13 protein-coding genes are annotated in these 14,006 nt (G+C 55.9%); 3 read left to right on the top strand and 10 right to left on the bottom strand.

Annotated features, from left to right (window positions below; genetic code table 11):
- The first annotated feature begins 47 nt into the window (after nucleotides 1-47).
- A complete protein-coding gene (locus Q1K23_RS04240) occupies nucleotides 48-1,013 on the top strand; it encodes an MlaD family protein (RefSeq protein WP_300362722.1) in 966 nt (321 codons plus the stop codon).
- Nucleotides 1,010-1,657 (top strand): ABC-type transport auxiliary lipoprotein family protein, encoded by a 648-nt coding sequence (locus Q1K23_RS04235; protein WP_300362721.1) that lies wholly within the window; start codon nucleotides 1,010-1,012, stop codon nucleotides 1,655-1,657. Before Q1K23_RS04240 ends, Q1K23_RS04235 begins: the two co-directional genes overlap by 4 nt.
- Here Q1K23_RS04235 and Q1K23_RS04230 read toward each other — a convergent pair.
- Entirely contained in the window at nucleotides 1,648-3,459 is a 1,812-nt protein-coding gene (locus Q1K23_RS04230) for a menaquinone biosynthesis decarboxylase (protein WP_300362723.1), read from the bottom strand. The genes Q1K23_RS04235 and Q1K23_RS04230 overlap by 10 nt on opposite strands.
- 118 nt (nucleotides 3,460-3,577) lie before the next feature.
- Nucleotides 3,578-5,998, bottom strand: coding sequence for an ATP-binding protein (locus Q1K23_RS04225; RefSeq protein WP_300362719.1), 2,421 nt, complete (start codon nucleotides 5,996-5,998; stop codon nucleotides 3,578-3,580).
- Nucleotides 5,999-6,421: 423 nt separating this feature from the next.
- Between Q1K23_RS04225 and Q1K23_RS04220 the strand changes: the two genes are divergently transcribed.
- Nucleotides 6,422-6,664: a hypothetical protein gene (locus Q1K23_RS04220; RefSeq protein WP_300362717.1), complete on the top strand. Its 243-nt coding sequence runs from the start codon at nucleotides 6,422-6,424 to the stop codon at nucleotides 6,662-6,664.
- Nucleotides 6,665-6,694: 30 nt separating this feature from the next.
- On the opposite strand, the gene hemC is transcribed toward Q1K23_RS04220, so the two are convergent.
- The 8 genes from hemC to Q1K23_RS04180 all read right to left on the bottom strand — a co-directional run bounded on the left by hemC (nucleotide 6,695) and on the right by Q1K23_RS04180 (nucleotide 13,701).
- Nucleotides 6,695-7,651: a hydroxymethylbilane synthase gene (hemC, locus tag Q1K23_RS04215; RefSeq protein WP_300362716.1), complete on the bottom strand. Its 957-nt coding sequence runs from the start codon at nucleotides 7,649-7,651 to the stop codon at nucleotides 6,695-6,697.
- Between the two features lie 3 nt (nucleotides 7,652-7,654).
- On the bottom strand, nucleotides 7,655-8,497 hold the full coding sequence (locus Q1K23_RS04210; RefSeq protein WP_300362715.1) for a thioredoxin domain-containing protein: 843 nt from the start codon (nucleotides 8,495-8,497) through the stop codon (nucleotides 7,655-7,657).
- Nucleotides 8,451-8,879: an FxsA family protein gene (locus tag Q1K23_RS04205; RefSeq protein ID WP_300362714.1), complete on the bottom strand. Its 429-nt coding sequence runs from the start codon at nucleotides 8,877-8,879 to the stop codon at nucleotides 8,451-8,453. Before Q1K23_RS04205 ends, Q1K23_RS04210 begins: the two co-directional genes overlap by 47 nt.
- Nucleotides 8,876-10,639: a proline--tRNA ligase gene (locus Q1K23_RS04200; RefSeq protein ID WP_300362713.1), complete on the bottom strand. Its 1,764-nt coding sequence runs from the start codon at nucleotides 10,637-10,639 to the stop codon at nucleotides 8,876-8,878. The genes Q1K23_RS04205 and Q1K23_RS04200 overlap by 4 nt, the downstream gene beginning before the upstream one ends.
- Nucleotides 10,640-10,780: 141 nt before the next feature.
- Nucleotides 10,781-12,088: a glutamyl-tRNA reductase gene (hemA, locus tag Q1K23_RS04195; protein WP_300362712.1), complete on the bottom strand. Its 1,308-nt coding sequence runs from the start codon at nucleotides 12,086-12,088 to the stop codon at nucleotides 10,781-10,783.
- Nucleotides 12,088-12,984 carry a polyprenyl synthetase family protein gene (locus Q1K23_RS04190; RefSeq protein ID WP_300362710.1) on the bottom strand — a complete coding sequence of 299 codons (897 nt, stop codon included), beginning with the start codon at nucleotides 12,982-12,984 and terminating at the stop codon, nucleotides 12,088-12,090. The genes hemA and Q1K23_RS04190 overlap by 1 nt, the downstream gene beginning before the upstream one ends.
- Nucleotides 12,985-12,989: 5 nt before the next feature.
- Complete coding sequence (locus Q1K23_RS04185; protein WP_300362708.1) at nucleotides 12,990-13,427, bottom strand: hypothetical protein; 438 nt, start codon at nucleotides 13,425-13,427, stop codon at nucleotides 12,990-12,992.
- Nucleotides 13,420-13,701: a DUF2018 family protein gene (locus Q1K23_RS04180; protein ID WP_300362707.1), complete on the bottom strand. Its 282-nt coding sequence runs from the start codon at nucleotides 13,699-13,701 to the stop codon at nucleotides 13,420-13,422. Before Q1K23_RS04180 ends, Q1K23_RS04185 begins: the two co-directional genes overlap by 8 nt.
- Between the last annotated feature and the right edge of the window lie 305 nt (nucleotides 13,702-14,006).

The following is a 14,006-nucleotide window of genomic DNA, read 5'->3' as shown; positions in this document are numbered from 1 at the left end:
ATCGTAGCCAAAGGGGCTTTGCTCCTTTGGCGTATGAGGAGTCTTAAATGGAAAGTCGGGCCAACTACGTCATCGTCGGTCTCTTCGTGCTGCTGCTGAGTGCGGGGGCCGTCTTTTTCGCGCTCTGGATGGGGAAAATCGACGAAAAGAAGAGAAGCTACAAGATCTACTACACCTATATGATGGAGTCCGTCTCGGGCCTTCCGAAGGATGGGGCCGTCAAATATATGGGGGTCGAGATCGGCAAAGTCAAAAATATCTACGTCGATTCCAAAGACCCCACACGGGTCCGGCTGACACTCAGGATCCCGGCCGATTTCATCGTCCGCCGGGGCATGTATACCCAGCTCAAACTCGAAGGGATCACCGGTATCGCCTACGTCGAGATCTCCGGTGGGAAGATCGGCGCCAAACCGATCGAAACCGAACCGGGCAAGGTACCGGTCATCCCCTCGAAACCCTCGGCTCTGACCAAACTGGGCGACGCCCTCCCCGAAGTGGCCATCAACGTCGCCGAAGCCTTCGACCGCATCAACAAAACACTGACCGACGAAACGATCGACCATATCCGAGAAACCATCGCGAATCTCGACGCCTCCACCCGGCGGCTCGAAAAAATCATGAGCGACCAAAACGCGGAGCACATCCAGACACTCCTCTCCAATCTCGCGAAAGCCTCCGACAGACTCCAGAGTCTCTACGAAACGAGCGATGCCGTCAGACTCGCGGCAGACAATCTTCGCGTGGAGGGAAACCGGACGATGGCTTCCATTGTCGAGAGTGCCGACGCCGTCAAAGAGCTCAGCGCTCTGCTGAAAGAGAGAATCGAAGCGGGGGATCTGGATATGCGCCTGATACTCCACGACACGCTGGCCGAGACCGACCGGCTGCTGCGCTCGGCCCAGTCTCTGGTCTATGAGCTTCAGGAGAATTCGCAGATGTTCAAAAACAGCCCGCGGGATCTCTTTTTCAAAGAGTCCGAACCGCTGCTGGGACCGGGAGAAAAACGATGAAAAAACGAAGATTGCTGAAAACGACGACAGGATGGGCGCTCACAGCCCTGATGATCGCAGCTCTGGGAGGATGCGCCACCAAAAAGGTACCGCCGATCCGCTACTATTCGATCGAGACCCACACCCCGAATCTCGAAGCGCTCGTTTTTCCCACTCCCCGCTTCGATACGCTGGAGATCGTCATGGTCCATCCTACCCGCCTGAGTGAGAGTTCAGGCATCTACTACCTGGACGCAGACCATCGCAGACAGCCCTACGCCTTCAGCCGCTGGTACGAAACGCCCGCCACGATGCTGGAGAACAAACTCCTCTACGCCTTTAAAAAAGCCCACGTCGCCCGGACGGTCGTCGGAAAGGTCAGCGGCGTCAGAGCCCACTACAGGCTGGAGATCGCCATACTCGAAGCGATCCAGGATTTCACCGACGGCAAACCGTCGAAAGTACGACTCTCCTGCATGGCCACGCTTCTGGACCACCGCTCCAGAGAGAGTCTCGCCGCCAGACTCTTCGAAACTTCGGTTCCGGCCGGCAGCGAGGACGCGAAAGGAGGCGTCGAAGCCTTCAACCGAGCGGCCGATGCGATCGTCACCGATATCCTCCGCTGGATCGGAACCGTCGATACCGGCCCGGCGGCTCAGAGGTAGAAGCGCTTGACCAGATCGTCGTCGAAATCGACGATCCCTCTCTCCTTCAGACTTTCGAGAACCTTCATGTCACACATCACGTCACCCGGCCACTCCCTTTCGTAACCGTCGAGGGCGTTCTTGTCGGTGGCGTCGAGCATGATGAAAGGAGCTTTGCGGACGTCGCGCAGGGCGTCGATGTTGTTGGCCACGCGCCAGACCAGCATGTAGGGATTTTCCACGTCGTTGCGTGCCGCATCGACCACCACGACGATCTTCAGATGCCGTTTTAGCCCCTCGATATCGTCGAAAAACTCCTGCACGCACCGCCTCTTTTCGTAGGCGACGACACAGACCGGATTTTTCGTATGGGTTCCATACTGTTTCACGGATTTCACATCGCTGTCGATGAGCCGCATCGCCTCCAGCAATCTTCCATCATCCAGAGGCTCCTCGACGCCGTGAGGGACCTCATCCCCCGTACAGTCGAGGCCCAGCTTGCCTCCCACCAGCGTCTCGGGACTGCTGTGGTCCAGCGCGTCGACGATCCCTTCGGTGATCAGGATTTTGGCGGGATCGACCCGGTTGAGAATATAGTCGGTGACCAGCTCGTAATCGGTCAGTTCCGGCGCGTCCTTTCCCATGAATATGGCGTGCTTGACGAAACTCATCTGCCCCACTCCCCAGAACGCGTGCATGAACTGCTTGGCGTGCCCTTTGTAGTGGGTCTCCATCTTCGCCAGGATCAGATTGTGGAAGACCCCGTTTTCGGGCATGTGGTAGTCGATGAGATCGGGGGCCGTGGTTTTGAGCAGCGGCAGGAAGATCCGCTCGGTCCCCCACCCCATATATTTGTCCTCCAGGGGCGGCTTGCCCACCACCGTCGCCTGATAGACCGGATTCTCCTTCATCGTGACCGCCGTCACATCCATGACCGGATAGGGCTCTTTGAGGGTATAGTAGCCGGTATGGTCGCCGAAAGGGCCTTCGATGACCATCTCGTTCGGATCCACCTCCCCTTCGATGACGATGTCGGCATCTTCGGGAATCCAGATGTCGTTGGTGATCGACTTGACCAGCCGCGCCGGTTCACCCCGCACGAAACCGTAGAGAAGCAGCTCGAAGATCCCGTAGGGCAGCGGTGCCTGGCCGCACCAGATGTAGAGCGGATCGCCTCCGATGGCGACGGTGACGGGCATCTTTTTCCCCGCCTCTTTGTACTGGTCGAAGAAGTGGCTGGCGTCCTTGTGGATCTGCCAGTGCATCCCCAGACGGTTTTTGGAGTACTGCTGCAGCCGGTACATCCCCAGATTCTGCATCTGGCCGTCCAGAGAGCGGGTGTAGACCTGTCCCATCGTGATGAAGGGGCCGCCGTCCTCGCTCCAGGTTTTCAGGATCGGAAGCTCGTCCAGATCGACCTGGGAAGCGGTCTTGACGATCTGCTGGCAGAGGCCTTTTTGTTTCAGTCGTTTGGGGAAGACGTTTTTGAGCGCGAAGAGTTTGGGCAGCAGCGAGAGTTTCTCCATGAATCCCCGGGGCGGTTTCATGTGCATCAGCGCCTCGATCTCTTCGGCGATGGTGTCGGGATGGCGGCCGAAAATCTTTTCGGTCACGTCGAAGCCGGCGAACATGTTCATCACCACCGGCATCTCGTACTCGATCCCCTTCTCCCGGTTCACCGGCCGTTTGAAGAGCAGCACCTTCGAATCGGGCTTCTTCACCTCCACGTAGGCCGCGTGGGCGATCTCGAGATTCACGTCGCACGGCTCTTCGACGATTCTCAGATTCCCCTCTCTTTCCAATCTCTCCAGCCACTCGTCCATCGTCGCCATCGGATTCCTTCTTCTTGGGATTTTTTTCAGATTATTCTATACAATCAATGATTAAAAGGAGCACATAACACGTATCGGCGTCATCGTGCCGATACGCAAAAAAGTGTGATCACCCCTTTTTCGTTTCGGAAGTTTCGCTCTCTTTGAAAAGCACTTTGGCGTTTTTGACGAACTCCACGAGTTTCTCTTCGACGAGATAATTGAAGGAGTCTTTCGGAAATTTGCCGTTTTTGCCCCGTTTTCCCGCTTTCATGTCGGTGTAGATTTCGATCGCTTCGTCGATATCGTCGACGGCGTAGAGGTGGAACTTTCCCCCTTCGATCGCTTCGAGGACCTCTTTTTTGAGCATCAGATGGTCGATGTTGGATCGTGGAATGACGACGCCCTGATCGCCCGTGAGACCTTTGAGTCGGCAGATATCGAAAAACCCTTCGATCTTTTCGTTGACACCCCCGATCGCCTGGGCATCGCCCTTCTGACTCATCGATCCGGTGATGGCGATGTTCTGCTTGATCGGGACCTGGGCGATCGCCGAAAGCAGTGCACAGGTTTCGGCCAGCGAAGCGCTGTCTCCTTCGACTCCGCTGTAGCTCTGCTCGAAGACCAGCGATGCCGTCAGCGTCAGAGGTTTGTCGGGCATGTAGCGGCCTTTGAGAAAGCCGGAGATGATCATGACGCTTTTGGAAAAGATCTTTCCACCCAGCTCCGACTCCTTCTCGATATCGATCACCTTCCCTTTGCCCACACGCGCCACCGCCGTGATCCTCACCGGTTTGCCGAAGACGATGTCGCCCAGATCGATGACGCTGAGTCCGTTGATCTGACCGATCCGTTTTCCCTCCGTATCGATCTTGACGATTCCGCGTTCGAACTCTTCGAGCATTCTCTCCCGGATCCGGCCGCTGCGATACTCCATCTCCGCGATCGCTCTTTCGACATCGGTATCCTCTATGACGTCACGACCCCTCTCACGGGCGAAAAAGTCCGCCTGTTCCATCATGGTTTTGATCTTCATGATCTCCAAAGAGAGTTTCGTCGAATCTTCGGCCAGACGGGAACTGAAGTCGATGGTCCGTGCCACCCCGCTTTTGGAAAGCGGCAGCAGTCCGCCTTTTTTCGCGATCGAGGCGATCAGCGAAGCGTAGAGATGCAGCGTCTTTTCATCCTTTTCGTAGATTTCGTTGAAATCGGCGTTGATGTTGAAAAGCCCCTTGAAGTCGCTGTCGAGATTGTAGAGCAGATAGTAGAGCAGACGGCTGCCCACCAGAACCACCTTGATATCGAAAGAGACGGGCTCGGGCTCCAGTGTCAGTGTACTGATGAGACCGATCATCCGCTCTTTGGGAACGATCTTGATCTCCTCCGACATCAGCGCTCTTTTCAGCGACTCCCAGGCGAAAGGCTCGATCAGCACTTTCCGTGCATCGAGGATCAGATAGCCGCCCCTCGCCCGATGCAGAGCGCCGGGTCGTATCAGTGTGAAGTCGGTGATCAGTGTACCCATCTGTGCGATATGTTCGATTCGTCCCACGATGTTCTCGTAGGTGGGATTGTCCTCGTAGACGACGGGTGCACTCTCCCCTTCGCCGTGGCTTACGAGGATATTGACCTCGTACCGTCTGAAGGAGGGTCTGAAAAGTGCCGTGAACGCCATGGGTACCGCCCCCGCCTGCTCCTCCTTGAAGAGAAAATCCTCCACATTCTCCACGACATCCTTTTCGAAAGCCTCCAGATAGCTCTGGACCTTGTCATATTTTTTGTAGGCCTCCTTGAGCGCGTCGATCATATCTCCCGCCACCATTTTCGTCGTTTCGATGTTTAGCTTTTTGATCTTTTCGAAGAGCTCCTTGCGAAAAAGCATCAGCGTACGCGTCGCTTCGTTGAGATGTTCGTTGAGCAGGTCCACCCGTTTCTCCATCTCGTCGCGGATCTCCTGGGGAAGGGCATGGAACTCTTTGGGGCTCATCAGCTCCCCGTTCTCCTTTCGGGGAACGAAGACGATCCCCCCGGGGGTTCTGACCATCGCCATACCCATCTTTTTGGCCTCCTCTTCGATTTGCCCGTAGACCTCTTCGCTTTTGGCTTTGAAAGTGTCGTCGATCATTTTGCGCTGTGCATGGTAGGCGTCGCTCTCGAAGGCGGCGGGAATGGCGTTTTTCAGTGTTTCGACGAGCTTGTCGACATCCTCCTTGAACGTTTTGGCCAGACCCGCGTCGAGTTCGATGGCGAGGGGTTTGTTGGGCTCGGCGAAATTGTTGACGTAGCAGATATCACGGGGCGTCTCTTTCGAGCGGGCCCTCTGGCGCAGAATCTTTTCCACGATCTCGTGTTTCCCCAGGCCGGCCGGACCCATGACATAGACGTTGTAACGGTTCGCGGCGGAGACGGGTTCGAACCCCAAAGAGCGGACGGCTCTCTCCTGGCCCAGGGGGGCGAACTCCCCCTCGATCTCTTTCGTGGTCTCGAAGGTAAAGAGACCTGCGTCGCAGCGATGATCGATCGTTTCGAAATTCAGAGGTTTCGGGCGCATGGAGATTCCTTTCGGCAGATTTTCAACGGATTGTTCTATTATAGCTTTCCTTTTATTTAGATTTCGAAAACCTTCGCTCAATCCATCTCGTCGCCGAAAGTTCCCATAAGCAGCGCGTTCATCTCGTGTACCCTTTCGTTGCGCCGTATCAGTTCGATAAGGAGTCCCAGGATTTTTGTAATGTTCGTAAAACATCGTTTTGTTCGACTGTTTATACTGCTGTACTCTTTTCGAGGTCACGTTGGACGAGTTGGACAAAGAAAGAGAGATTTTCATAAAAATTGACAGAAATCAACCTGCCGGGCGGAGATATCGGATATAGTGGAGTGTCTCTCTCAAATCCAATGAAGACGGAAACGAGAGGGATTTTGGCGATCGAAGCGTTTATAGAGCCCATCTTGAAACAGAAGCGGAAGGATCGACATGTACCACATCCACGAATGGTTTATCACAGATGCATCACCCGATGCGCCGCTGTGCCACCCCACCTATCCCTCGACATGCAAAAGAAGGTTCAGACTGCTGAAAAAGCGGCAGTCGGTCCAATACGCCAGGGATCTGAACACCGTCTGCAAAATGTGTCTGGAGAAGACCGAAGGGAAAAAGAAGCACGTGACACGCCTCAATGCGTTGATCGACAGCCTGTTGGCCGGTGAAGTTTCCTAAAATGAGAAAAACCGGAAGGAAACCGGTTTTTCAGAAGCGCTCGCAGCGCTCCTCTTTGAAAGCCATCGCTTCGGCGCGGGCCAGAAGCTCTTTGGCGCCGTTTTCTATCATGATGTCGGCCATGCGGATACCGAGGGTTTGCGCTTCGGACTTCGGCACTTCCAGCGTCTCCTGCAGTATCTCCGTACCGTCGGGCAGTCCCACCATGGCCCGTCCCAGCACACTCTCTTTCCCCACTTTCGCGTTGACTGCGATGGGCACCTGACAGCTTCCCTCCAGCCGGGCGACGAAGTCGCGCTCGATCTTAGCGGCCAGCTGCGAATCGGGATCGTTGAGTGTCTCGGCGATGGCGGCGACCTCGGGATCGTCGACGATCTCGATCCCCAGCGAAGCCTGACCCGAGGGAGGAATCATCACGTCGTCGCTGATGGGCTCGTGGTAGGGAACGCTCTCGAGCAGTCCGAGGCGCTTCATCCCGACATAGGCGAGAATGATGGCGTCGTACTGCCCTTCCGCCAGTTTCCGCAGACGTGTGTTGACATTGCCCCGGAGATTCCTGATCGTGAGATCGGGGCGAATGCTGCGCAGCTGCATCTGGCGACGCAGACTCGTCGTACCGACCACGGCGCCGTGGGGCAGATCGTCGAGGTTTCTGTATTTGTGGGAGAGGAAACAGTCTCGGATATCGTCACGCTTCGTGATGGCGGCCAGACGCAGCCCTTCGGGCAGCTCCGTCGGCACGTCCTTGAGACTGTGAACCGCCATATGGGCTTTGCCCGCCAGCATCACATCCTCGATCTCTTTGGTAAAGAGTCCCTTGCCGCCGATGAGCGCCAGGGGTTTGTCCAGGATCTTGTCGCCGGTGGCCGTAATGACGGCAAACTCGATGGCCATGTCTGGAAATCTCTTCTGAAGCTGGTCTTTCACATATTCCGCCTGCCACATCGCAAGCTGGCTTCCGCGGGTCGCAATAATCAGTTTATCCATTCTCTACTTCTTTTTTATGAAAGATTTGTATTTTTCGCGGGTTACGTCTTTTTTGCCGTCCGCGAAAACGGTCGGAGTGCCCGTCACGAGCAGTTTTCGGGAGGTCAGACGGTCACGCCCGAGACGCTTGTCGATCCACTGCTGATGAAGCTGTTCGGGTGTCACACTGTATCCGGTCTCCTTCTTCACGATCTCCAGGATCTTCTTTTCATCCTTGAGATCGGGGTCGACAGAGATCTGGTACATCTTTTCGACGATATCCATTTTCCCCTCTTTCTGGGCCAGCAGCATGACGCGCACCAGGGTTTCGGATGCCGGATGGATCGTCGTCAGGGGCAGATGGTAGTAGTAGAGCGCGATATCGTCGGGATGCTCTCTGGCGGCCTTCATCAGATCGGGTACCGACATGCGGCAGAAGGGACAGAGAGGGTCGGAAAAGAGGACGATTTTGTGTTTCGCATCCGGCTTGCCGTAAAGCAGATGCTCCTGGCTGTATATATCTTTGGGCATTTTGGGCTGGATCATCGACCGCACATCCCGACCCGTCTTTCGGTCGACCAGTTCGGAGGTGATCAGATCGCTGCTGACAAAAAGGATATCCTCGAATTTGACGCGGCGTGTCTTTTTGCCCCGTGTCAGGTTGATGTCGACGGCTACCACATAGGCCGACCAACCCTTGATACCCGGAATCGGAAGTTTGTCTTCGATCCTGGTGTCGTTGATGGCGACCTGCGGATTTCTGCTAAGTTTTCTTTTGACATAGTTTATGACATCGCCGTCTCCCCCCGCGAACGCGAGGCTACCTGCGATCATCATGATGCTCAATGATTTCAACATCGATGACATCGGTTTCTCCTTCATGGAATGGATTGGTATCTACATGGCTCTTTTTCCGCTGTTTTCTGGCCAGTTTCGTCGCCAGCAGATTGGTAAATACCCCAAACTGCAGCAGAATACCGACGATGTCGGTCAGAAAACCGGGAACGATAAGAAGCAGCGCGCCGATGAGCGCCGCCATATTCTGGTTCTGGAACTTCTCGACGGAGATGTCCCCCTCCGTCATCGCCCGCATGTTTTCGAAAAAAGTATAACGGAAGTTCGTTAACAGAAGCAAACCGGCGATGGCGCTGACGATCACCTCGACGAAGGTCCAGAAAGGCCCGATGGCCGAAGAGATTTCGACCGATACGAGAATCTCCAGAAAAAGATAGAGCAGAAAGTAGATCATCGCACTTTTTCCAGAAGTTGCGTGACGGCTTCGTCGATGGGCAGCTCTCTCTTTTCGAGCGACTGCCGGTCGACCAGCTCCACGAGACCGTCGGAGAGTTTCTTTCCGACGACGACGGCGTAGGGAAAGCCGATAAGTTCGAAATCTTTCATCTTGAATCCGAATCGCTCCGTCCTGTCGTCGAGAAGTACGTCCACGCCCTCTGCCGCAAGACGCTCGTAGATCTTCTCGCCCGCCTCCTTCTGCGCCTCGTCCTTGACGTTTCCGACGATCACGACCGCTTCGAAAGGGGCGACGGAAACGGGCCAGATGGAGCCTCTCTCGTCGTGGTGCTGTTCGATGACGGCGGCCAGAAGACGGCTGACGCCGATGCCGTAGGTCCCCATGACAAAGGGCTTGGCCTTGCCGTCTCTGTCGAGGAACGTGGCGCCGAGGGGCTCGGAATAGCGGGTTCCAAGCTGAAAGATGTGACCCACTTCGATCCCTTTGGTGTAGGCGAGCTTCCCGCCACACCGGATACAGGCGTCACCCTCCTGCGTCTGGGCCAGATCGGCGAACTCCAGATCCTTCAGGACCGTCAGATCGACCCCGACGAGGTGGTAGTCCTTCTCGTTGGCACCGCAGATCATGTTTTTGGCGTCTTTGAGCCCCTCGTCGAAGACCATACGGACATTCAGATGCGCCTTCTCCTCGTGAAACGGCGGTGTACCTTCCAGGGCACCGACGTTGCGGATCAGCTCTACCGGTCCCATGTAGCCGGGTACCAGCCCTGCCGCTTCGAGCTCCTCTTCGGTCGCGTCGACCAGTTCGTTGGCCCCGACGGCGTTGGTGGCCTTGACCTCCTGCAGCTCGTCGCTGCCCCGCAGGAAAAAGAGAACGATCTCGCTCTTTCCTTCGTCGTAAAGCGCCTTTTTGGCCACGGCCTTGATGAGATACCAGGGATCGACGTAGAAAAATTTCGCCAGATCCTCGATCGTCGTGATACCGGGTGTGTGGAAACGGTTCAGATCCGCTTCCGGCGCTTCCGCGTCGGTTTCGGGTTTTCTGCGCTTGGCCGCTTCGATGTTGGCGGCGTAGTCGCACCCCTCACAGACGACGATCGTATCCTCGCCGCTGTCGGCCAACACCATGAACTCCTTGCTCCCTTCGCCGCCGATGGCGCCGCTGTCGGCCTCCACGACCCTGAAATCGAGCCCCATCCGTGTGAAGATTTTCCGGTAGGTCGCCTCCATCAGCTCGAACTCGCGCACCATATCCTCACGATCGGCATGGAAGCTGTAGCCGTCTTTCATGATGAATTCCCGCCCGCGCATCAGGCCAAAGCGCGGCCGCGCCTCGTCGCGGAACTTGAGGTTGATCTGGTAGAGGTTCATCGGAAGCTGCTTGTAGCTGTTCACGAACTGCTTCGCCAGCTCCACCATCATCTCTTCGTGCGTCGGTCCCAGAACGAACTCGTTGCCCTTTCTGTCCTCGAAGCGCAGCAGCTCCGCCCCGTATTTCTCGTAACGGCCGCTCTTCTTCCACAGATCCGCCGGCGTCACGAAGCCCAGCTGCACCTCCTGGCACCCCGCATCATCGAGCTCCTCCTTGACGATGGCCCGAACCTTGTCGAGCACCCGTTTGCCCAGGGGAAGAAAGTCGTAGATCCCGCTGGCCACCTGATAGATGAAACCGCCCCTGACCAGATAGATATGGCTCGGAAGCACCGCGTCCTTGGGCGCCTCTTTGAGAGTGGGAATAAGCATTTTGGAAAATCGCACGGTAAACCTTTTTGAATGAAAAATTAAAAATGAAAAGTGAAAAATTCAGGAAGGTCGCTTCCGCTCCCTTTCATGAAAAAATTATCCGAGACATGGCGTCGACCCACCCACATTTTTCATTGTTAATTTTTCATTTTTCATTTATTTGATGTCGTCCTTCATGATGAACTCGCACTTGTATTTGTCGCCCATTCTCACGTCGGCTTCGGTTTCGAAGATGTACTTTATCGCCTCGATGATCGTGTCGGCCCGGGGCTGGTCGGCGACGGCCCGCAGCTTCACGGTCGGCGCGTGGAGGAACTTCTTGAAGGCGTTGTGTACGAGGCGTTCGACGTTCTCTTTCGAGTCGGGCGTGATGAAACCCTTTTTGACGGCACGCTCCACTTCGGCCAGAGCCGCCTCTTTGGCTTTGAGGCGGATCTCCTTGATGAGCGGGTCGATCATCATCGACTGAAGCCACTTGAAAAAATCGATCGTGTATCGTCCCACGATTTCGTAGGCTTTGCGGGCCTGCTCCTGGCGCATCGAGAGGTTGGTGTCGACGATCGCCTGCAGATCGTCCACGGCGTAGACGTTGACCGTTTTGTCACTGATGATGTCGATGTCGCGGGGGACGGCCAGGTCGAACCAGTACCGTTCGAAAGTGGCGGGCTGGACCATTTCGTCGGTGATGACGGCGTGGGGCGCGCCCGTGGCCGTGAAGAGCAGACGGTAGCGGTTGATGTACTCGGGAAGGGCGTGGAAAGGCTCCACGTCGATACGCTCTCCCACTTCGTCGGCGATCGCCCTCGCCCGCTCCATCGAGCGGTTGAAGATGATGACGTTGCAGCCGCTGGCCACCAGATGCTGGGCCACGATGCGGCTCATCTCTCCGGCGCCTACGACGAGTCCCGTGAAACCGCCCAGGTTGCCGCCCATCACCTCTTTGGCCTGGCTCACGGCGGCCCCTGCCACCGAGACGGGGCTCTTGGAGATATCGGTGCTGTTGCGCACCTCCGCGGCGCATTTGAAGGCGAAATGGATGACGCGCGCCAGTTTCTGGGAGCAGAAACCGTTTTCGTAGGCGAAGCGGAAAGCCTCCTTCAGCTGTCCGGCGATCTGTGTCTCCCCCACGACCAGCGAGTCGAGCGACGACGCGACGGCGAAGATATGGTGTACGGCCCCCTCGTCCTCGTAGACGTCGGCCCTCCCTTCGAGCTCCTCCACCGAAAGACCGCTGTGGTGATGCAGCGTCATGAAGATCACATCGAGCGCCGCCGAAGGGTTGGATGTGCTGACGATGAATTCGACACGGTTGCATGTCGAAAGCAGAATCGCTTCATTCACACCCTTGACGGCCAGAACCGCCTCAAGCGCCTTTCTCTTCTCCTCCTCTTCGGGAAAAGCGAGCTTCTCCCGCACGACGATGTCGGTATTTTTGTGTGAATAGCTTACGACGACATACTGCATCAGAACTCCCTCTCGATCATCGCCGTCACGATTTCGGCCAGGGAGGTCTCCCCCTCTCCCTCCATCAGGGCCACCGCTTCGTCTCCCAGCTCCTTGGCGTAGAGATAGGCGCGGCGCAGGGCTCCCGTCTCCTCCATCATCGCCACGATCCACGCCTTGTCCTCGTCGTTCAGCTTTTTGCGATGCAGCGAGACGAGCCGCTCTTTTCCCTTTTCGTCCAGCGCTTCGTAGAGGTAGATGTACGGAAGCGTCGTCTTGCCCTCTTCGAAATCGTGCATGGCCGGCTTGCCCAGCTGCTCGGAAGTCTGCGTGATGTCGAGTATGTCGTCGATGATCTGGAAAGCGATGCCGAGATTCTTGCCGTAGATACCGTAGATCTTCTCGTCCCGTCCGGCCAGCAGCGCCGCGGAAGCCGCCGTCGCCTCGATGAGCGCCGCCGTCTTCTGATAGATCATCTGCATGTAGGCGTCGATGTCGGGGTTGAAACGCTCGCCCAAACGCACGTCCATCAGCTCGCCGATGCTCAGCTGCGTAACGGCCCGGGCCACCGTGGCGGCGATCTTTCTGTCGAACGCCGTCAGCTCCTCGAAGCCTTTGGAGTAGAGGATATCGCCCATCATGATCGCCTGTTTGCTTCCTTCGGTGGCGTTCATCGAAGGGACGCCGCGCCGTGTCGTCGCATCGTCGATCACGTCGTCGTGCAGCAGACTGGCGGCATGGATCATTTCGATGACCGCCGCCAGTCTGGGGGCGTTTTCGTTCTCCTTCGCCACTTTGAGCACCAGCTTCGCACGCAGACGTTTGCCGTGCGGCAGGGCTTCGAAGAGTTCGGCGATCTCTTCGTTTTCCAGCTGGGCGATATACTCTCTCATGATCGATTCGACAGCGTCAAGCATCGTCTCTATTTCCCTTTTTCATAAAATACTTCGCTCTCTTCGTCGCTTTTGATCTTCAGATCGATGTGCGCCTCTTTTCTCTTTGGATCGAAGGCTCTGAAGATCAGAAGGGCGAAAGGCGTCTCCAACTGCAAAGGCGAGGCGTCGTCGGGTTTCGAAAAGAGATCGATCCGGAACGCATCGCGTTTGTAGTCGGTATAAAGCAGCGGCTGATACCTGTGTCCGTCGTAGACCACATGCATCACGAGACCGCCGGAGACGTAGAGCGTCCAGCGGAAAGCCAGACGGTGCGTCTTTTCGTTGGCGTGGATCTCGATATGCTGCACCTGATCCTTTTTCAGTGCGAAGGTGTCGTAATGGCTCCACTGATCGTTCGGGTCCTTCGCTCCCGCACCGAGCAGGAGCGATGCCGTCAGGAAAAGAGCCGTTACGATCCTACTCATTCTGGGTCAGGATATTCGCCGTCAATTCGATATATTTGCTGGCCGTACAATCCTCGAGCTCCGCCGAAGGGAGCATCGACTGCTGCCGCACTTCGTGCTCCAGCGCCTCTTCGCCGATCTTCTCCTCCAGCATCGTCTCGACGATGCACAGACGCAGAACCAGCTTCTCGAGCTCTTTCTCGACCAGGTTGCGGTTGGCGTTGTAGACGATGTCGAAAAATTTCTTTTTCGGCGATCCGCCCGTAAAGATATCCTCTTCGTCTTCAAAAATCATGTGTCCCCCTATGATGTTGTTGTGATATTGGTTTTCAAAAGCTACTATTATACCACCCTTTGCTTATATCTCCATGCAAATTTTACGATGCATAGAACCCATCCGCAATATAATCATTACAAATGGCAGCTATCGTTCGAATTTGTTTCGAAATAGAAAATTGGGCACTTCAAAAAGGGATTGTTTTGTACGGTGTTTTGCGCGGTAATTGGTTTGAGCGATTGCAGCACTGAAAAAAAGCGATGCTGGATAGTGAGTAGTGAGTAGTGAGTAGTGAGTAGTGAGTAGTGAGTAGTGAGTAGTGA

The sequence above is a fragment of the Hydrogenimonas sp. genome, from assembly GCF_029933015.1.
In the GTDB taxonomy this organism is placed as follows: domain Bacteria; phylum Campylobacterota; class Campylobacteria; order Campylobacterales; family Hydrogenimonadaceae; genus Hydrogenimonas.
Note: the sequence above shows the minus strand (reverse complement) of the source record. Positions and strands in the feature narration are given on the sequence as shown.

What these genes read in the sequence shown, in the direction of transcription:
- hemA (WP_300362712.1), bottom strand. Translation starts at nt 12,088, where the DNA reads ATGCAGTATGTCGTCGTAAGCTATTCACACAAAAATACCGACATCGTC.
- Q1K23_RS04190 (WP_300362710.1), bottom strand. Translation starts at nt 12,984, where the DNA reads ATGCTTGACGCTGTCGAATCGATCATGAGAGAGTATATCGCCCAGCTG.
- Q1K23_RS04185 (WP_300362708.1), bottom strand. Translation starts at nt 13,427, where the DNA reads ATGAGTAGGATCGTAACGGCTCTTTTCCTGACGGCATCGCTCCTGCTC.
- Q1K23_RS04180 (WP_300362707.1), bottom strand. Translation starts at nt 13,701, where the DNA reads ATGATTTTTGAAGACGAAGAGGATATCTTTACGGGCGGATCGCCGAAA.
- Q1K23_RS04220 (WP_300362717.1), top strand. Translation starts at nt 6,422, where the DNA reads ATGTACCACATCCACGAATGGTTTATCACAGATGCATCACCCGATGCG.
- Q1K23_RS04230 (WP_300362723.1), bottom strand. Translation starts at nt 3,459, where the DNA reads ATGGACGAGTGGCTGGAGAGATTGGAAAGAGAGGGGAATCTGAGAATC.
- hemC (WP_300362716.1), bottom strand. Translation starts at nt 7,651, where the DNA reads ATGGATAAACTGATTATTGCGACCCGCGGAAGCCAGCTTGCGATGTGG.
- Q1K23_RS04225 (WP_300362719.1), bottom strand. Translation starts at nt 5,998, where the DNA reads ATGCGCCCGAAACCTCTGAATTTCGAAACGATCGATCATCGCTGCGAC.
- Q1K23_RS04205 (WP_300362714.1), bottom strand. Translation starts at nt 8,879, where the DNA reads ATGATCTACTTTCTGCTCTATCTTTTTCTGGAGATTCTCGTATCGGTC.
- Q1K23_RS04240 (WP_300362722.1), top strand. Translation starts at nt 48, where the DNA reads ATGGAAAGTCGGGCCAACTACGTCATCGTCGGTCTCTTCGTGCTGCTG.
- Q1K23_RS04235 (WP_300362721.1), top strand. Translation starts at nt 1,010, where the DNA reads ATGAAAAAACGAAGATTGCTGAAAACGACGACAGGATGGGCGCTCACA.
- Q1K23_RS04210 (WP_300362715.1), bottom strand. Translation starts at nt 8,497, where the DNA reads ATGTCATCGATGTTGAAATCATTGAGCATCATGATGATCGCAGGTAGC.